At 58.5% G+C, this 18,828-nt stretch carries 18 protein-coding genes; 7 read left to right on the top strand and 11 right to left on the bottom strand.

The features are described from left to right. Positions 1–70 precede the first annotated feature (70 nt). The 3 genes from H3Z84_RS11110 to H3Z84_RS11100 all read left to right on the top strand — a co-directional run bounded on the left by H3Z84_RS11110 (position 71) and on the right by H3Z84_RS11100 (position 3,334). Entirely contained in the window at positions 71–1,567 is a 1,497-nt protein-coding gene (locus H3Z84_RS11110) for a flavin-containing monooxygenase (protein ID WP_199457497.1), read from the top strand. 87 nt (positions 1,568–1,654) lie between these two features. Beyond that, positions 1,655–2,329: a FadR/GntR family transcriptional regulator gene (locus tag H3Z84_RS11105; RefSeq protein ID WP_199457496.1), complete on the top strand. Its 675-nt coding sequence runs from the start codon at positions 1,655–1,657 to the stop codon at positions 2,327–2,329. A 3-nt stretch (positions 2,330–2,332) separates the two neighbouring features. After that, positions 2,333–3,334: a bile acid:sodium symporter family protein gene (locus tag H3Z84_RS11100; protein ID WP_199457495.1), complete on the top strand. Its 1,002-nt coding sequence runs from the start codon at positions 2,333–2,335 to the stop codon at positions 3,332–3,334. Here H3Z84_RS11100 and H3Z84_RS11095 read toward each other — a convergent pair. Continuing rightward, a complete protein-coding gene (locus tag H3Z84_RS11095; RefSeq protein WP_199457494.1) occupies positions 3,308–3,973 on the bottom strand; it encodes a J domain-containing protein in 666 nt (221 codons plus the stop codon). The genes H3Z84_RS11100 and H3Z84_RS11095 overlap by 27 nt on opposite strands. Positions 3,974–4,096: 123 nt before the next feature. On the opposite strand from H3Z84_RS11095, the gene H3Z84_RS11090 reads away from it, so the two are divergent. Genes H3Z84_RS11090 through H3Z84_RS11080 form a run of 3 tightly spaced genes read left to right on the top strand, consistent with a single transcriptional unit; the run spans position 4,097 to position 8,829 of the window. After that, a complete protein-coding gene (locus H3Z84_RS11090) occupies positions 4,097–6,316 on the top strand; it encodes a TonB-dependent receptor plug domain-containing protein (protein ID WP_199457493.1) in 2,220 nt (739 codons plus the stop codon). An 18-nt stretch (positions 6,317–6,334) separates the two neighbouring features. After that, the gene (locus tag H3Z84_RS11085) at positions 6,335–7,318 is read left to right on the top strand and encodes an ABC transporter substrate-binding protein (protein WP_228285823.1); all 984 of its coding nucleotides are present in this window, start codon (positions 6,335–6,337) and stop codon (positions 7,316–7,318) included. Further along, positions 7,315–8,829, top strand: a complete 1,515-nt coding sequence (locus tag H3Z84_RS11080) for a sensor histidine kinase (RefSeq protein WP_199457492.1) — start codon at positions 7,315–7,317, stop codon at positions 8,827–8,829. Before H3Z84_RS11085 ends, H3Z84_RS11080 begins: the two co-directional genes overlap by 4 nt. On the opposite strand, the gene gorA is transcribed toward H3Z84_RS11080, so the two are convergent. The 10 genes from gorA to gspE are packed head-to-tail and all read right to left on the bottom strand — an operon-like array spanning position 8,826 to position 17,974. Next, the gene (gene gorA, locus H3Z84_RS11075; RefSeq protein ID WP_199457491.1) at positions 8,826–10,187 is read right to left on the bottom strand and encodes a glutathione-disulfide reductase; all 1,362 of its coding nucleotides are present in this window, start codon (positions 10,185–10,187) and stop codon (positions 8,826–8,828) included. The two genes, H3Z84_RS11080 and gorA, sit on opposite strands and share 4 nt — an antisense overlap. Before the next feature lie 56 nt (positions 10,188–10,243). Continuing rightward, complete coding sequence (gene gspM / locus H3Z84_RS11070) at positions 10,244–10,777, bottom strand: type II secretion system protein GspM (protein WP_199457490.1); 534 nt, start codon at positions 10,775–10,777, stop codon at positions 10,244–10,246. 4 nt (positions 10,778–10,781) lie between these two features. Further along, complete coding sequence (gspL, locus tag H3Z84_RS11065; protein WP_094625116.1) at positions 10,782–12,089, bottom strand: type II secretion system protein GspL; 1,308 nt, start codon at positions 12,087–12,089, stop codon at positions 10,782–10,784. A gap of 2 nt (positions 12,090–12,091) precedes the next feature. Beyond that, the gene (gene gspK, locus H3Z84_RS11060; protein WP_199457489.1) at positions 12,092–13,081 is read right to left on the bottom strand and encodes a type II secretion system minor pseudopilin GspK; all 990 of its coding nucleotides are present in this window, start codon (positions 13,079–13,081) and stop codon (positions 12,092–12,094) included. Further along, positions 13,081–13,836, bottom strand: coding sequence for a type II secretion system minor pseudopilin GspJ (gspJ, locus tag H3Z84_RS11055; RefSeq protein WP_199457488.1), 756 nt, complete (start codon positions 13,834–13,836; stop codon positions 13,081–13,083). The genes gspK and gspJ overlap by 1 nt, the downstream gene beginning before the upstream one ends. Continuing rightward, positions 13,833–14,210 (bottom strand): type II secretion system minor pseudopilin GspI, encoded by a 378-nt coding sequence (gene gspI / locus H3Z84_RS11050; protein ID WP_022988991.1) that lies wholly within the window; start codon positions 14,208–14,210, stop codon positions 13,833–13,835. Before gspI ends, gspJ begins: the two co-directional genes overlap by 4 nt. Further along, the gene (gene gspH / locus H3Z84_RS11045) at positions 14,204–14,734 is read right to left on the bottom strand and encodes a type II secretion system minor pseudopilin GspH (RefSeq protein WP_094625113.1); all 531 of its coding nucleotides are present in this window, start codon (positions 14,732–14,734) and stop codon (positions 14,204–14,206) included. The genes gspI and gspH overlap by 7 nt, the downstream gene beginning before the upstream one ends. Positions 14,735–14,740: 6 nt before the next feature. Continuing rightward, complete coding sequence (gene gspG / locus H3Z84_RS11040; RefSeq protein ID WP_058340998.1) at positions 14,741–15,193, bottom strand: type II secretion system major pseudopilin GspG; 453 nt, start codon at positions 15,191–15,193, stop codon at positions 14,741–14,743. A 57-nt stretch (positions 15,194–15,250) separates the two neighbouring features. Next, positions 15,251–16,462: a type II secretion system inner membrane protein GspF gene (gspF, locus tag H3Z84_RS11035; protein ID WP_022988988.1), complete on the bottom strand. Its 1,212-nt coding sequence runs from the start codon at positions 16,460–16,462 to the stop codon at positions 15,251–15,253. Between the two features lie 3 nt (positions 16,463–16,465). Next, entirely contained in the window at positions 16,466–17,974 is a 1,509-nt protein-coding gene (gene gspE, locus H3Z84_RS11030; protein WP_206768931.1) for a type II secretion system ATPase GspE, read from the bottom strand. A gap of 200 nt (positions 17,975–18,174) precedes the next feature. Between gspE and H3Z84_RS11025 the strand changes: the two genes are divergently transcribed. Continuing rightward, positions 18,175–18,828 (top strand): type II secretion system protein N, encoded by a 654-nt coding sequence (locus H3Z84_RS11025; RefSeq protein ID WP_094625112.1) that lies wholly within the window; start codon positions 18,175–18,177, stop codon positions 18,826–18,828.

Genomic DNA, 18,828 nt, shown 5'->3' with positions numbered 1-18,828 from the left:
GTCTTTTGGTTCCGGCGTTAGCCGGTTATAGTCGTGTCATATAAAAACAAACGTCCAGGAAGCAGTATCCATGACACGACGCCGGAAACAGCAGCACAAATCCCCTTCGGTTATTATCATCGGCACCGGTTTTGGTGGCATTGGCATGGCCATCCAGCTGCAGAAAGCGGGTATCCGCGACATTACCCTGCTGGAAAAAGCGGGGGCCGTGGGCGGAACCTGGCGGGACAACACCTACCCCGGCGCTGCCTGCGACGTGCAATCGCACCTGTATTCCTACTCGTTTGAGCCCAAACACGACTGGACCCGGAAATTCGGCACCCAGCCCGAGATTCTGGATTACATCGAATCCTGCGTTCGCAAACACAACCTCGAGCCCCTGATCCGCTTTAATCAGACGGTGGAATCCGCCGAGTTTGATGAACAGACCAACCAATGGCAGATAACCACCGGCGCCGGCGACACTTTCCGGTCCGATGTACTGATTACCGCAACCGGTCAGCTTAACCGCCCTGCCATGCCGGATATTCCAGGCCTGGAGGATTTCGGCGGTGAGAGTTTCCATTCCGCCCGCTGGAATCACGACATCAACCTGGAGGGCAAACGGGTTGCAGTCATTGGCACCGGCGCCAGTGCCATCCAGTTTGTGCCGGAAATCACCGCGAAGGCGGCCCATCTGGACCTTTACCAGCGCTCTGCCGCGTGGGTGCTGCCCAAACCGGACAAAACCTTCACCCCGCTGGAACAAACACTGTTCGCCAAGTTGCCTCTGTGGGACCGGCTGTATCGCGGGATGATTTACCTGAAGAACGAAGTGCGCGCCCTGGCGTTCACCCGGTTCTCGGGATTACTCGAGTTCTTTGCCAATCGCGCCCGCAACGAAGCGCGCCGCTGGGTAACTGACCCGGATAAACTCGCCGAATTGATTCCGGAATACCGGATTGGCTGCAAGCGCATCCTGATTTCCAACGACTGGTACCGGGCCGTAAACGAGCCCCACGTGAACCTGATCACCGGTGGCATCACCCGGTTTGACGAAACGGGCGTGGTGTCGGAAACCGGTGAACACCGGCCTGCGGATGTGATCATTTTCGGCACCGGCTTCCGGGCCACCGAATTCCTTTCGCCCATCCACATCACCGGTCGCAACGGCGTGTCCCTGAACGAGGCCTGGGCCAATGGCAGCAAGGCATTCAAAGGCATCACCGTAAGCGGATTTCCGAACCTGTTCATGTTGTATGGCCCCAATACTAACCTGGCCCATAACTCTATTCTGTACATGCTGGAATCCCAGTTCCGCTACGTGCTGAGCGCGCTCAGGGCGCTGTCCCGTTATCCGGGGCAGGCAATGGATGTGCGGGAAGACCGCCAGAGCCGTTACAGCCAGGTGGTACAAAGAGGGCTGGACGGCAGCGTGTGGGAGGCCGGCTGTACCTCCTGGTATCTGGATGAGCACGGTCGCAACACTGTGAACTGGCCAGGCTTTACCTTCAGTTACCGCTTTGCCACGCGGTTTGTCGATACAGCCGACTATCAGTTCCTGAAACCCCGTTCCGAAAACACCTGACTCCCACTCAAGCCGATGCCCTGCACGGCTTGAACTTATCGTAAATTCATAGGATGATTGGTTCATCATGTTGAAGGATGATCCACAATGCTCAAACCGATCCGAAAAGGCTCTCTGGTGGAAACGGCCATTGAAAGCCTTCGTCAGAATATTGAAAGCGGTGAATGGCCAGTAGGTACTCGCTTACCTGTAGAAGCAGAGCTTTCGGAGGCTCTGGGTATCAGCCGTAACACCATCCGGGAAGCGGTCCGGGTACTTGTTCACGTTGGCATGCTGGAAACCCGCCAGGGCGACGGTACCTACGTAAGGGCCAATCGGGATGCCGGAGAGACGCTCCGGCGCATTGCCCGCAGCAAACTGGCGGAGCAGATAGAGGTTCGGATCATGCTGGAAACCGAAGCGGCCAGGCTCGCCGCCGGGCGGAGAACCGAGCAGGACCTGAAGGCCATGACCAGTGCCCTGGACGCACGGGCTGCCGCCGGAGAGCGGGTTGCCGAGCGCATACAGCACGACGAGCACTTTCACCACGCGCTGGTACGGGCGTCCGGCAATTCGGCACTGATTGAGCTCTACGACTACTTTTCCCACGCCGTCAGTCAGACTATTGAACAGACAGAAACCGACTCGGACCTTCCGGAACCCTCCCAGGAAGACCATGAACTGCTGCTGGCGGCTATCCGCCGTAAAGATGCAGCCAAGGCCGAGGCGCTGTCCCGCGCCCTGCTCACTCCAAGCCTGAAAGCCCTGACCGGGGAGGATTAAGCGGTGAAGTTCCGGATCGATACCTTCACATTGTTGTTGCTGGGCGCCATTGTCCTGGCATCTTTCCTGCCGGTAACCGGAAGTGCGGCCGATGCCCTGGCCACCACCGGCACCATTGCGGTTGCGCTGCTGTTCTTTTTTCACGGTGCGGCACTGTCACGACAACAGATTATTGACGGCGCCACCCACTGGCGGCTGCACATCCTGATCACTTCCCTCACCTTTGTGTTCTTTCCGCTGGCAGTACTTCCGGTCAACGCACTTAGCGGCATAGCACCGGACTGGATGCCGAAAGACCTGGGGCTGGGATTCCTCTATCTGGGGGTACTGCCTTCAGCGGTGTCCTCTTCCATTGCCTACACCGCTATGGCCCGGGGCAATGTGCCGGCAGCCATCTGCAGTGCGGCCGCCTCCAATGTGTTTGGCATGATGCTGACACCGTTTCTGTTGCTGTTGCTGGTTTCCACGTCTGGCACCGGCGAATTTGCGGTGCTTGAAGCACTCAAGGACATTATCCTTCAGTTGCTCTTGCCGTTTGCGGTGGGCCACGCCCTGCGGCCCTGGCTGGGCGGGTTCCTGGGCAGGAACGAGAAGCTGATGGCACGCTACGATCAGTGCGTTATCTGGATTATCGTCTATTCCGCCTTCTCCCATTCTGTGGTCAGCGGGCTCTGGCAGAACCTGCCGGTTCAGGCCATTGTGCTGGCGATTGTCCTCTGCTTCGGGTTGCTGGCGCTGTTTATGCTGATTGCAAGGCTGATGGTGAGAAAACTGGGCTTCAGCCTGGAAGACGAAGCCGCGGTGGTGTTCTGTGGCTCCAAGAAGAGCCTGGCGTCAGGACTGCCGATGGCCAAGGTGCTGTTCTCCGGCCACCCCGGGTTTGGCATGATCGTGCTGCCCATTATGTGCTACAACCAGATCCAGGTGATTGTAGGGGCCATCCTGGCCCAGAGGTACCGGGTAAAGATCGAGCAGGCCTCAGCCGCCGCCCATACCACCGAATAATGCGGCCAGAATAGCCAGCCCGACAATCCAGCCGATCACCGCCGGCCAGAAATTCATCATCTGCGGCGGCTGTTCGGCCTGGTTGTCAAAACCCTGGTCATCGGCCATTCCGGATTCCGGATAGTTTCTCTCATCCGGTTCCGGATTGGCTTCCTGCACGCTGAACCATTCAAACCAGTCCCCCAGAAAGCGGGCAACCGGTGCCGGGAAACTGCCGTTTTCGGCCATGGGCCGCACCTGGTGCTCCAGCTGGCTGGCAATCTCGCGCCGTAACGGCATCTGATCTGCTGGCGGTTCACACAGTATCGCCTTCCAGATATTTACATCCTGCTGTCGATAGTTATCGTTCAGCAGTGCACGAACCTGGATAATCACCTCACGGACGATCTGGGCGTCGTTACCATCCATTGGGGCTGTCGATTCCGGGGCATCTGCAGCAGCAACCCGAGGCTCAGGCCGTGATTCAGGCTCAGACGGTGCCTTTGCCGCCGACGGGGCACGGCCCGTTGCTTCCTGGTAGGCCTGCCTGAGGGCTTCGGCTTCGTGGTCAGAGGCGAACTTCATCTGTTGTTCGTATGCCTGCCGTATCCGCTCCCGGTTATCGGTTGGCTCGATACCCAGAATGTCCCAACAATTCATAAATTCGCAACTCCGGTCATGGAAGATTTGTAATGTTTCTCGAGACAAATCGCCCGATCTACCCTACGATTAGGCAATAAACGCAACTAATCTGCCTGCTCGGCAAATTATAGAACGACACCCATGCCCATTACGAATTACCTGGCAGCAACCCTGCCCCGAAAACCGGCACTTTCAGCCCGATTCACGCTCGGCTTGTTAGCTGTTTCCATAACCGCTGCGGCTGCGCCACAGGCCCTTGCCCAAAGCGAGCAGGAATTCAGCAATGGTTTCTATGCCGGTTTCAATGAAGACATCCCGGAAGTGCTTACCACTACCCGGTTGCGCCAGCCCAAAACCCGGGTGCCCGGCAGCACCACCGTGATCGATGGCGACCTGATTCGCAACCTGGGCATTGTTAACCTGTACGAAGTGTTCCGCCTGGTGCCTGGCATGGTGGTCAATTTTGTTGGCAGCCACACACCGGTAACCACTTACCACGGCACTGTTCACTACGAGCAGCGCCGCATGCAGGTTCTGGTGGATGGCCGCACGGCGCACCGGGCCACCCTGTCGGATATGGACTGGGAAACCATGCCGGTGCCGCTGGAGATGATTGAGCGCATCGAAGTAGCCAGGGGTCCAAACTCGGCCGCCTACGGCATTAATGCGTTTCTCGGTACCATCAATATCATTACCCGGGACCCGGCTGACACCGGTGGCGCCGAGTTCAAGGTTACCCGGGGCTCGCGGGGGCACCTGAGAACCTTCGGGTCTGTCGGTCATACGGGGTCTGACTATGACTGGCGCCTGACTTACGAAAAGCGCAAGTTTGACGGCTTCGACTATCAGATCGAAGGGGGCGAAAAGGAACCGTTTGACGACGGCCACGACATCAACTCGTTTACCTACGACTCCCGCCTGCAATTGAACAGCCAGGCAAACCTGGAGCTTCGCGGTGGTGTGGTCGATGGCACCAATTACCAGGATCGCTTCAAAAGCGGCGATCTGGAGCCGCTGGAAAACCCGGATATCGAGGTCAGGGATTTCTACCTGCAAACCCGGTTTAACTATGCCACGTCAGACCGGCACTTTTTCCACATCCAGGCAGCCGTCGAGAATTTTGATCGCCGGCAGGCCTACGCCGTTTCCTTCCCCGACAATACTGCCCAGTGCCTGCGCGACGGAACTCCGCTTTACCAATATACCTACTTCGACAATGGAGATGACCGTGAACGACTGTGCTTTACCAGCAGCGGCGGAGAAATGGCCTTTACTACGGTAAACGCCAACTCCGAAGACACCCGCCTGGAATTTGAGCTTCAGGACACCCTGCTGTTCAGCGACAACCTGAAGCTTGTTTCTGGCGCTGGCTTCCGCAAAGACACCTATCGCTCGGAAACCTACTTCAACGGCCGTGGCAACAGCTATCAGTCCCGCTACTTCGGTAACCTGGAATACACGCCGATCTCCTTTATGACCCTGAACGCCGGCGGCAACTGGGAACACACCAGCACCACCGACGAAGGTTATTTCTCACCTCGCGTTGCCGCCAACTTCACGCTGAGCAACCGCCATGCGCTGCGACTGGTCTATTCCGAAGCCGTGCGTACACCGGATGAATTCGAACAGAACCCCGACTGGGGTTACACACTCTCGAATGTGCGGCCGGCGATCTATTCAGACCTCGAGGGTTTTCGGGTTGATACCTATGCAGCTGCGGAAGACCTGGATGTTTTAACTCTTGGCAAAGACTTGCAGGAAGAGCGCATAACCTCCCGTGAAATAAGTTATTTTGGCCAGTTCCCGATGGATTCCGCATTGTTTTCACTGGAGGTCAGAGGTTTCAAGGACGAGCTCAGGGATATGATCAGCGGAGTCATTCAGCTCAAAGAATGGACCATCGACAACAACGTGGCGGTCGACCAGAAAGGTTTCGAGGTCGAGGCATCGCTGGACTTCCCGGGCACCACCCTCCGGGCCAGCTACGGCTACCTGGACCAGGACACATGGTACTCGGGCACTCCGATTATCGGGGCGGACGGCAATGTCGACACCGATACCCAGGACAAGGCAGCAGCCCTGCTCACCCGCATGTCTGTGCGCCATTCAGGCAGCCTTGCCGCCATCCAGAATTTGCCACTGGGGTTCCGGTTCGCCTCGGCGTTTTACTGGGCAGACGAGTTCAATACCCAGTTTGAACGTATAGACACCCGGGTCAGCAAGAGCTTTTTCGGCCCGCGATACAGCGCCGAACTGGCATTCACCGTGCAGCACTACCTGAACCGGGATCCGGAGCTAAGCTCCGACAATAATATCGAAGACCATAACCAGTTCTTTGTCGAAGCCGGCCTCCGGTTCTGATGGAAACAGAACGCACCCATGATGCATGTCGACACCAGCCAGGAAGGTATGACAATAACCGTGCATAAAACTTTACGACATTCGCTTGGCATGGCCTTATGGCTGTTGCTCTGTTCCTTGTGGACGGCTTCGGTTGTCCAGGCGGCCACCGTTACCCAACCGGTGGCCTATATTGAAGGCTCAGGCAATGCCGCGCTGGACCAGCATATGACCAACCTGGTCAGCAAGGAGCTGGATGGCCGGGTTGACCTGGTGCCCCTTGAAGCAAAGCATTTGCCCGTAGCCTCGGGCAGACCGGTTATAGCCATAGGGCCCGCAGCCTTTTCGGGGCTCCTGGATAAGGAAATCACGGCACCGATTATCGCCTTACTGGTGGAAAAGCGGGCGATATCGAATTACCTGGACAAGACCGGGGAGCAGCTGACCGCGGTGTTCTACGACGTCCCGCTACTGCGCCAGGCGCTGACAGGCAAGGCGATCCTGCCCCAAGCTACCCGCGTCAGCGTGCTGGCCACGCTTGATTCAGCAGACATGTATGAGCCTTTGATCGAACAGTTGCCAGCATACGGGCTGGAAGGCCGAATGTTTATCGTCAGCAGCGACGACCAGCTGATTCCAAGCCTTAACCGCGCCCTGACCTACGGTGACTTTGTACTGGCGGGGCTGGATGACAAGATCTACAACCCCCGGAACATCAAACATATCCTGCTGACCGCCTACCGCCGTAACCGAATCCTGATCGGCCCCAGCCAGGCCTACGTCAAGGCCGGCGCCCTGGCCTCCAGCTACGCACCTTTTACGACCATGGCAAAACAGACCGCGGAGTATTTGCTGGCATTCTTTGAAACCGGAAAGCTGCCGGCACCCGCCTATCCGGATGAATATCGCGTAGAGGTCAACCAGCAGGTCGCACGCTCTCTGAACATTCCCCTGCCCGACCGGGAATGGATTGCACAGGCGGTTGACCGCTTCATCCAGGAACAGCAGGAGGCTGGAGAATGAGTCGCCCGGAGCATAAGTCCGGCATGTCGCTGTCCCGCCGGTTATTGATCGGAGTCTTGCCCGCTGCCGTGATGTTTGTGGTGCTGATGGCGTTCTTTACCTCCGCCCGGCTGGAAGATTCACGCCGTGACCTGGCTGAAAGCAGCCAGCTGTTCGCGGACAGCCTGGCACCGGCCCTGGAATACGCCGTGGTTTCCGGTAACCGCGGGGCCCTGGAACAGGTGCTGCGGCAGTCGCTCAGGCGCAGCAAGGCGGAATGGCTCCGGGTAACGGATGTGGTTGGCGAAGAAATCGGATTTGTTGGCAATAGCACCGAATCTGGTGATCGCACCGCGGGCTCACCAATGATCTATTCCGCAGAGATACTGCAGGAACCGGTCGAGCTTTCCTCAGGCGCGGACTGGCTGGCGGGCCAGTGGAACTTCAGCACCGGCTCACTGCGTGTGGGCACCCTTGAGGTGGCTGTCAGCCCCCGGATCCTGGAAGAAAGACAGCAGGAAGTGCTGTGGTCGTCGTTGTCGGTGGGCATTGCCATGCTGTTATTCACCATGCTGTTGGTGAATCATTTCCTCAGCGCCATTTTCCGTGCCATCAACCAGTTATCCGGCCGGGTGAACCTGTTGATGCAGGGGGATTACGAAGAACAGCCCATCGAAACTCACGGCGGAGGCCGCGAAATTGCCAGTATTCAGCAGCAGCTGAACCAACTGGCCCTGCATCTGGGACAGGCCCGGGAATCCCGGGAAAAGACCCTCGCCCTCTCGGAAACCGCCAGGGAAAAGGCCGAACACGCCAGCGAGGCCAAGTCGGAGTTCCTGGCCGGCATGAGCCAGGAATTGCGAACACCCCTGAAAGGTGTGCTGGGTATGATTGACCTGGTGCACCAGGAGCCGTTGAGCAAACAACAGATGGATTATCTGGAAACTGCCCGTAAGTCTACCCAGGATTTGATGACGGTTATTTCCGACATGCTGGACTTCGCGCAGATGGAAAACGGTCACTTTGAACTGGCGCACCAGGAGTTCGACCTGCGCAACCTGATCAGTAACTGTGCGGCTTCGTACCGCCTTGCGGCCGAGCAACAAGGGCTGATGCTGGAGCTGCACTTTCAGGGAAGCTGGCCGGAAAAGGCCCTGGTTCTTGGGGATTCTGCCCGGGTTCGGCAGGTTCTGGCGGGCTTGCTGGGCAACTCACTCAAATACACCACAGACGGCTATATCAGCGTCAGGGCGAGCTGGTCATCCGCTGATGGCAAGCAAGCGGTGCTCAACTGCACCGTCAGTGATTCCGGCTCGAACAATGCCGGCCAGAGGCTCGACAACCTGTTGCCGCACTATGAGCAGTCGCTGGCAGGAACCGCAACCCGCATGCAGGCCAGCAGCGGGCTGGGTTTATCCATGGTGCAGCGGCTGGTAGAGCTGATGGGAGGCCACGTCCAGGTCGATACCGACCTTGGACAGGGAGCCTATTTCCGCTTTGACCTGCCCTTCCAGCTATCCGGTGAGGATTAAGCCACCGGCTCCCGCATGGTGACAAACTCCTCCGCAGAGGTAGGGTGAATGCCGATGGTGGAATCGAACTGGGCCTTGGTGGCTCCGGCCTTGATGGCCACCGCCAGGCCCTGGGTGATTTCACCGGCATCCGGGCCGACCATGTGGGCGCCCAGCACCTTGTCGGTCTCTTTATCGACCACGAGCTTCATCAGGCAGCGCTCTTCACGGCCACTCAGGGTGTATTTCATAGGCCGGAATTCTGACCGGAAAACACTCACCTGATGGCCCGCTTCCCTCGCCTCTTCTTCAGTCAGGCCCACGGTACCGATATTCGGCTGGCAGAACACTGCCGTCGGGATAGCGCTGTAATCCATGTCGCCCTGACCATCGCCAAACAAACGGCGTGACAGCACCATGGCCTGCGCCAGGGCGACCGGGGTCAGCTGCGGCGTTCCGATCACATCACCCAGCGCATACACAGACGGGACGGCAGTCTGGAAGTGGTCATCCACCTTCACATGGCCCGACGCCGTCAGCTCCACACCGAGATCGGTCAGACCAAGCCCGTCCACCAGCGCACGACGGCCCGTTGCCGCCATAACCAATCCGGTTTCAAGGGTGTCGCCATTACTGAGGTTGACCTGGTAGTGGTCGTCTCTGGATTCCACCGAGTTGATGGTTACGCCAAAGCGCAGATCCACGCCTTTCTTGCGCATTTCCGTTTCGGTAAAGCGGCGAACGTCGCCATCGAAACCGCGCAGGAACAGGTCACCCCGGTACAGCAAGGTGGTTTCCACACCCAGCCCCGCCAGAATGCCGGCGAATTCAACGGCAATATAGCCGCCACCCCAGATCACCGCGTGACGTGGCAACTGAGGCAGGTAGAACATGTCATTGGAGGTGAGCAGGCATTCCTTGCCGGGGATATCCGGCACTACCGGCCAGCTACCGGTGGCTACGGTAATGTGTTTTGCGCTGTAGGTCTTGTCACCGACGGCAACGGTGTTGGGGCCCTGAAGGCTGGCCGTGCCGTTGATAATTTCAACACCGGCGTTTTCCAGCAGCCGGCCATAGATGCCGTTCAGGCGCTCGATTTCGGCATTCTTGTTGGCCACCAGCGTGGGCCAGTCGAAGCTTACGTCGTCTGTGGGAATGTTCCAGCCATAGCCGGCGGCGTCTTCCAGCTCTTCCCTGACGTGTGCCCCGTAAACAAACAGTTTTTTCGGAACACAACCAATATTCACACAGGTACCGCCCAGGTGGCGGGATTCCACAACCGCTACCCGCGCGCCCCGTTGGGCAGACATTCTTGCCAGCCGCACTCCACCAGAGCCGGCGCCGATCACTATCAGGTCAAAATCGTGGCTGTCAGACACTGTATCTCCCGTTCTACATGATGAATCTGTATCGGATACTATCAGTTACCAGCCAATCATATCGCAAGAGTCAGTCGTACGGACACCATTCCCGATTCATTACCACGATCCATGGAAGCCTGGTCAATAATCACGCCATGGTTTCCGTTCATTCTCTCGAGCCAGGCAGCGACTTCGGCAAACGGTACGCCTTCCAGCCACACGCGGATTGCACTATCGCCACTGGGCTCAAAGCGTTGAAGCGCCAGCCCCGCTTCACCGGCAGACCGGGTAACCAGGGCCATCAGCTCCCGGCCGCTTTCAGGCTTGTCTGCGTTAGCCGAGCCACTCGCCGGTGCCCCGGTGGAGCCCAGCCGTTTGATTGTGGCTTCATTCGCCTGCATCCAGGCCAACAATTCGCCGGCATTCTCACGGCTTGCCCGGGCTTTTTCGTTGAACGCAGATGCCGGAGCCCAAACTGCGAAATACAGCACGGCCAGCAGCAAAGCCACCACTAGCACGACCAGTGCCTGCCGGTCCCGGGAAGGCAGCTGGTCGTACTTTGCAATCAGTTTGCCGACCGCCGGCTGATCCTTGATTCTTGCCCACATGTTCTTAACCTCCGGAAACAGTCAGCCGGCCACGGGCGCCTGTTGCTTCATTCACCACCGAGCCAATCTGGGCCTGCAGCCCCTGATTGGCCAGGCCGTTACGTAAACGGCTCAGGCGGTCGTAATTGTCGGCCCGCACATCCACCACCAACTCGCCACGGGTTCGGCTGTAGTTGATGGAGTTAAAGGTAATGGCGCTGGCATTTGGTACACGGCTGTACTGGTCACCGGTAAATTTCATCAGCGTGATAAAATCAACATCCTGGCTACCCGACCCCGCAACCCGCAACTGGCCTTCAATCACCCGGCGCACATTGCCGGCATGGGTTCGACGGTCGCCAGGAAAGGCTTCCCGGTAGACAGCCATGGCCTGTCCCTGCAGTTCCTCAGCCTTTTGCTGGTGATAGAAGCCCATACCCACCTCCAGCGCCACCTGAACCACAAACCAGACGGCGGCAACCGCAATCAGCGGCTTCCAGGGCTTGAGCGGGCTGGCACCGGAAGTCTTTACAGAAAACGCACCCTGACAAAGGTTGACCGGCTGGGACAGATGTTGATGGTGAGCCCACGCCAGCAGTTCCAGCACCGAGAATTCCAATGGTTTGGTTTGTACCTGCAACCGGCCACTGCTGCCGGAGAATTCACTGATTGCGCCCTGCCAGCTGTCCAGGTCTGTTTCAGTACCAAACACCTGTACCGGAATTTCCGCCACTACCTCGTCTTCCGACGGCGTCGCCATGGTCATGGCAAACAGTGGCAGGTTGTCGGCCTGCATGCGCAGCCATTCGCCACGCTGGCTCAGCAGCATCACAGACTCGCCATCCAGGCACAGGCTCCAGCCTCCCTCGGTGGCTGGCAGCAGTGCCGCATCCGGATAGATGGCATCCAGGCGGACGTGTTGCCAACCGCTGAACAGTTGCTGCCAGCGCGCCATTTGCAGATTGTCGATAGCCGCTACCTGGTAGCCGTCCGGCGTGTGGCGGCCGAGGGCCAGGTGCACCGTTTCGATGTCCTGCGCCACCTGTTCTTCTACCGCAAACGGCAGAGCCTGCTGTATAAAACGGCTCTGCCTGGCGGGGATATCCGCCACACAGAAGGTGGTCTCATCACCGGGAATCAGCCCGATGAGAATGACTTTTTCCAGCGCGTTCTGCGCCAGGGTCTGCTCGATGTGTGCGCGGGTGCTGGCCTCGCCATGGGCCTGGGTATCACCACTGGCATCCTGCAGAACCCAGTCAAACAGCTGGGCGTCCGGATTCTGCTCCGGATCCGCAAACGGCGGCAACGGCCGTGCGTACAGGCGGTAAGACATGGTTATCCTTCTGAGAACGTAAAGGGTTCTTTTGTGATCCGGTTTTTCTGTCCGGTATCCCTGTGAACTGTCCGGACTTCACCCTCGGGATTGCGAAACACCGTACTGACCATATTAACGACACGATTATCGTAGGTAATCCGTGATACAACTTCAAAAAACCGCGTTTGCAGCGTAAGGCCGGCGGGCTTCAGGCCGAGGCCGGAAAACTCGGACAGTGCGAGAAAATCCTGGAGATCCTCGAAACGCTCCTCTTCACGCTGGGCCACGATAGACTGCGCCTGGGCCTCGTTCAGCTCATTGTGCAGCGACATCAGCACCGGCACCGTAGCCGAGTTTACATTGATACCAATTCCACTGACCGGAACCGCTGTCACATGGGGCCTTAATGCCACATAGATTTCTTCGGTCATGCCCTCGATCAGCCGCAATTCGGTGGTAGAGACAAAGGGCTGGTTTGCGGTTCGGAACGGTTGATCGGCCATCAGGTACTGGCCATCTTCGGCACCGTAGGCGCTCACGGTCTGGTCGTCCGAATCGATCCAGTCAATCAGCGCATCCACGTTCAGCCCGGTAATCCCCAGGGCTACGAACAGCCGGGTCAGGCGGTCTTTGGTGAGTGTATCCACCTGCCCGTTGGTGGTCACCAGGTCGTTCAGGTTTATCCGCCCACCCAGGTCGTCAATCTGTACTTCGGCCACACCGTTTTCATCCAGCGGCAGTATGGCAGCGTTCATGGCCCAGAACTCGTCGGGGCTGTCGACCATCAGGCTGTTTTCCCGGTCTTCCTCGAAATCCCTCACCAGGATCCGGCGGGCGAATTCCTCGGCGCCGAGGGCAATGTTGTAACCTTGCTGCTGGGCCAGGTAGTGGCCGGCCTTGAAGACCCGAAGGCTTTGCTGACGGGTCATACCGGAGGCCAGCATGACCACCAGGGCCATGGCCAGCAGCACCATGATCAGCGCCACGCCTTTCTGGTTCCGGAAAAGCATCAGCTACCCCCTCCGTCTTGGGTAGCGGCCTGTTCTTCCGCTTCTTCTTCATCCGTGTCGGACTCTGCGGCTTCAAGTTGCTGGTTGATCACGCCCTGGGCTTGCTGGGGATCAAAATCCGGCAGGGTAAAAGTTCTCACCAGTTCACCAAAGCGCTCGTGCTCCAGGGTAACTTCCATGCCCCGGGGCAAGGCGATATCGGGCCGGGCACCCGGAGACAAACCCGCCAGGGCTTCGTCATCGGGCCATTGTTCATGGCGGTTACCATCGGCATCGATAAAACGGATTTCGAATTCAGTCACGTTCTCAAGCAGCAGCAGGTCCCGGCTGGAATCCTCCTGGCCTTCATCCACCACCGGCCAGTAACGCCGGCGCAGTTCGCTACCGGTAAACTCCCAGGCCGACCGCTGCAGACCACTGCGCCGCAGCCCCAGGGGATTGCGCCAGCCCTGCCGGGTAATCATCAGGGCAAAGGCGTCGTCCCGGGTGGTCAGTGCGGGTGAAAAGTCGCCGTACACATCCCGTACCGGCCGGTTAACAACCTGGGTGATATCCCGTTCCAGCAGCAACATGGCCTTCTGCAAGCCATCGAACTGCTCGGCAAGCTCGTTCACCCGGTCCCGGGAATTGACTACGCCGTTCACCACCTGCCACACGCCAAGGCCAATGACCGCCGTAATGGTGACGGCAATCAGCACTTCCATCAGGGTGAAGCCCTGCTGGTGCGGCAGCACCGGTTCTTTAAGCGGCGTCATTTCTCCCCCAGAAAGGCAGAGAGTGTGTGCACGGAAAACGGATTGCTCTGGCCATCCGGGTACTTGGCCACGGTCACTTCCACCCGGCGCATGGTCGGCTCGGCGGTACCCAGCACCACGGTAGTTACTCGCCAGCGGTAGTTGCCGTAGTCGGTATCTTCAGAGTTATCCGAGATATCTGGCAGCTGTTCCTGCAGGCGCAGTTCATTCACGCGGTTTTCGGCCAGCCAGCCGGCCAGGGTTTTGTCCCGCACCCGCTCGAAGCTGGAAATGTAATTGCTGCCCACCTCCGCTGCCGCTGTGGCAATCAGGCCGAACACCAGCAGTGCCACCAGAACTTCCAGCAAGGTAAAGCCACGGTTCCGGTTTACCATTCGTCTTCCCCGGCACCCGGCTGTCGCCATTCCATAGGCGAAATGCCGTCAGAGGCAAGCACATGCATGCTGTCAGTCTCACGGCCCATGGTAAATTCGATTTCGAACGGCGTGGTTTCGCCACTGGAGAAGAACACAAGGTCTGGCCGGAGTTCATCTTCGGCACTGGTCAGGCGCGGGGCGTCGTTCTCGACGTATTGGGTAACCGTCAGCCATTCCGGCAGGGTTCGTTTGCGGTACATGCGCTCGGCAGGTGGTTTCCATTCCCCGGATTCGTCCTGGAAGGCGACAAAGCGGTAGCCGTCTTCCTCAAACAACAAACCCAGCTCCAGGTTGTTCAGAACCGCCTGCTCCGAGGCGGTCTGCATCAACAGGTAAAGGTCCCTTACCTGGCTTTCCAGTTCGCGCTGCTGGGAGCTGCCGGCCATATTGAACACAGCAAGGGCCGCCAGCAGCCCGACAATAATCAGGACAACCAGTATTTCGATCAGCGTAAAGCCGGCTTGGTTCGCCCTGTTGCGCACAATCGCTTACTTCCCGGTGTTCCAGGCGCTGATATCGGCTGCATCGCCCTCACCGCCTTCGTTGCCGTCAGAACCGTAGGAGTACAGATCATAGGGGCCTTCCCGGCCCGGGCTCACGTACTGGTACTGGTTGCCCCAGGGATCTTCCGGCACGCCCTTCAGGTAACCGTCGGCATTCCAGTTTTTCGGTTCCGGGCTGCCACTGGGCTTGCTCACCAGTGCTTCCAGGCCCTGCTGGGTAGACGGGTAATGGCTGTTATCCAGGCGGTACAGGTCGAGTGCGTTGGCAATGTTACTCAACTGGGTTTCGGCAACGGTTACCTTGGCCTGGTCACTGCGGCCCATGATGTTCGGCGCCACGATGGCCACCAGCAAGCCCAGGATGACCATAACCACCATGATTTCAATCAGGGTGAAGCCCCGGCTGCGTGCAATGTTGGCGTTGTCGATGTTTTTCATAGTTTCACTCATGTCAGACCTGTGTTTTCCCTGTTTTACTTCTGTGCGGTGGGGCTGTCAGCCCACCAGGTTACTCATGTTAAGAATCGGCAGCATGATGGCCAGTACGATAATCAGTACCACCACGCCCATCACCAGCAGCATCAGTGGCTCGAATAACCCGACAATCGCGGCAATCTTGGACTGCAGCGTGTTCTCCTGCATGCGCGCGGTGCGCTCGAGCATGCTGTCGAGCTCACCACTGGCCTCGCCACTGGCAATCATGTGCAACATCATGGGCGGGAAATAGCCGGTCTGGTCCAGCGAGCGGTGTAACGAGCCACCTTCACTGACCTTTCGTGCCGCTTCCCGCAGTTCCCGGCGCAGGTAATCGTTGGATAACACCTCGCCGGCGATTTTCATGGCTTCGACCAGGGGCACGCCACTGGTCGTCAGAATGCTGAGTGTGCTGGCATAGCGCGCCGTGTTAACGCCCCGAACCATGCCGGCAAACAGCGGCAAGTGCAGCAGCTGCTTGTGGAATTTCATCCGGAATGCCGGTTTGGTGAGCGCCACCCGGAAGCCGATGATGGCAATCACCAGCAGTATCAGAAGATAGACACCGTAAGAGCCGAGAAATTCCGAAACCGACAGCATCGCTACCGTCAGCCCCGGCAGGTCCTGGCCCTGCTTGAGGAATACTTCGATGATATCCGGCACCACGTAGGTGAGCAGAAACACCACAATGGCGATGGCCACCACACTCAGAATGATCGGATAGATGGCTGCCAGCTGGATTTTCTGTCGCGCTTCCTGGCGGCTTTCGGTGTAGTCCGCAAGCCGGTTCAGTACCAGGTCCAGGTGCCCGGCATGTTCACCGGCAGCTACTGTTGAACGGTACAAACGGGGAAAGGCTTTGGGGAACTCCCCGAAACTGTCCGCCAGTGTGTAGCCTTCCATGACCTTGGCCCGGATGGCGATGAGCATACTGCGAATGCGAGGCTTGTTGGACTGCTGGGCGGCAGCACTCAAGGCCTGTTCGATGGGGATACCCGACTGAATCAGCGTTGCCAGCTGCCGGGTTACCAGGGCAAGGTCTGCCGCGCTCAGGGAACCACGACTGCTCAGCGGGTTGTTGCGGGCCTGTTTTTCGACCGCCGGCGTTACCGCCAGTGGCGTAAAGCCTTTTTCGCGAAGTTGCTGGCGTACCGCCCTGGGCGCGTCCGCTTCCAATACCCCTTGCTTCTGCTTGCCCCTGGGGTCCAGTGCCTTGTATTCGTACGCTGGCATGGATTACTGGCTCCGGTGGGTTACGCGCAGAACTTCTTCCACGGTGGTTACGCCATTCAGGATTTTCTGAACGCCGTCGGCATGAATGCTGGGGCTGTGCAGCCGTGCTTCCCGCTCCAGGTCGAGCTCCCCTGCCCGTTTATGGATCAGGCTGCTGATCTCTTCCGTTATTTCCACCACCTCATAGATACCGATACGCCCGCGGTAGCCCAGTTGGTTGCAATGCTCACAACCCTTGGCGCGGAAAATCGTTGGCGGATTGGCCGGGTCCTGCTGCAGGAACTGGCAATGCTCTTCAGTCGGGATATAGGGATCCCGGCAGTGGGTACACAGCACCCGCACCAGCCGCTGGGCGACAATGCCCACCAGGCTGGAGGAAATCAGGAACGGCTCGATGCCCATGTCCATCAAACGGGTAATGGCGCCCACAGCGGTGTTGGTGTGCAGGGTGGACAGCACCAGGTGGCCGGTCAAACTCGCCTGCACGGCGATCTCGGCGGTTTCCAGGTCCCGGATTTCACCAATCATCACCACATCCGGATCTTGCCGGAGAATGGCACGCAGGCCACGGGCAAAGGTCATATCAACCTTGGGGTTTACCTGGGTCTGGCCGATGCCCGGCAAGTTGTATTCGATGGGGTCTTCAACGGTCAGAATATTGCGGGTGCGGTCGTTAATTTCCTGCAGCGAGGCGTACAGCGTAGTGGATTTACCGGAACCCGTCGGGCCGGTGACCAGCATGATGCCGTAGGGCCGGTGAATCAGCTTGCGCAGAACCTTGAGGTCTTGCCCGGCCATGCCGAGGGACTCCAGGCGAATGGTGCCTGCCTGCTTGTCGAGCAGACGCAGCACAACCCGCTCGCCACTGGACGACGGCATGGTAGACACCCGGATATCCACTTCCCGGCCCGCTACCCGAAGGGCAATACGGCCATCCTGGGGCACCCGCTTTTCGGCAATATCCAGCTTCGCCATAACCTTGATTCGAGACACCAGCAACGGAGCCAGGGCCCGCTTGGGCTGCACCACTTCCCGTAACACGCCATCGATACGGAACCGCACAACCAGCTGCTTTTCGTAGGTTTCAATGTGCACGTCCGAGGCATTGGTTTTCACCGCCTCGGTGAGGATGGCGTTGATCAGCCGGATAATCGGCGCGTCGTCTTCCTGCTCCAGCAGGTCTTCGGTTTCCGGCACGGAATCGGCCAGCGAGGCCAGGTCCATATCATCGCCGATACCTTCGACCATCTGCATGGCTTCGGCGGAATCGTTCTGGTAGGCAGCGTTCAGCGCCTGGTCAAAGCGGTCGGCTTCAATAGTGGTAAAGCGGGCCCGGCCACCACTGATCCGGTTGGCCTCGGCCAGCGCAGTGTGGGAAGCTCCCGGTTTTACCAGAATGACCGCCTCGCCATCGTCGTTGCGGGTAAGGATCACCCCGTTGCGCTTGGCAAAGGTAAAGGGAAGTCGGCCCAGCGGAGCATCCTGCGGCTGAATTTCGGTCTCGGTGGTCAAGCTCTTCCTCGTTTAAATCCGTCAGGTCACGATTGTTGTTATAGGCCAGGTTCCTGGCGCTGGCAGCAATGCCCGAAAAGGTACCACAGGAATGGGAACCACTGAACAACTCTGTACACTATACTGCCACTAATTCATTGCAGTCTGATAACCTGTGGGCTTTTTAGGATTTTCGACTTTTATCGCAATCAGGAACGCCGATGTTTGCACTTGACCGAAGGATTCCACTGTTACTTGCGCTGGCAGCCGCACTGGCCATGGTCGCCCTCACAGGCTGGCAAGGCTACCGGTTCTGGCAGTCTGAAACCCGCCAGGCTGCGCCGGTAGCAACGGCTGCAAATGGCCCCGAAAGCAGTGGTCCGGAAGTGCCAGCCGTTGACCTGGCAAGCCTTTCGCTGTTTGGCACCCGCACCAGTGGCGATGGCCCGGCGGTAACCGATACTGAAAACCTGCCGGAAACCAACCTGCGGCTGTCTCTGCGCGGTGTGCTGGCCGCAGACGGTGATTTCCCGGGCAGCGCCCTGATTGAAGACGACAAAAACGACACCGAAGCCTACCTGGTGGGTGACGAATTACCCGGCAACGCCAGGCTCCGTACCGTATTCGCCAACCGGGTTGTTATCGAACGGGCCGGCAAGCTGGAAAACCTCTACTTCCCGGAAAACGAAGACCGCACCCGCTTTGAAGTCGCCAGTTCCAACCAACCGGAGCCCGCCATGGAGACCCAGCCGGTTCGCCAGGCAGCTCCCCGCCCCGCCGCCAATAACAGCAGCTCCGCCAGTGACCAGCAGCGCCGTGAGGAAATCCGCCAGCGGCTGGAGCAATTACGACAACGCCTGCAGAACAACAACTGA

The organism is Marinobacter sp. bablab_jr003 (assembly GCF_016464245.1).
Taxonomy (GTDB): Bacteria; Pseudomonadota; Gammaproteobacteria; order Pseudomonadales; family Oleiphilaceae; genus Marinobacter; species Marinobacter vinifirmus.
This window is presented reverse-complemented; position numbering and strand designations above follow the sequence as displayed.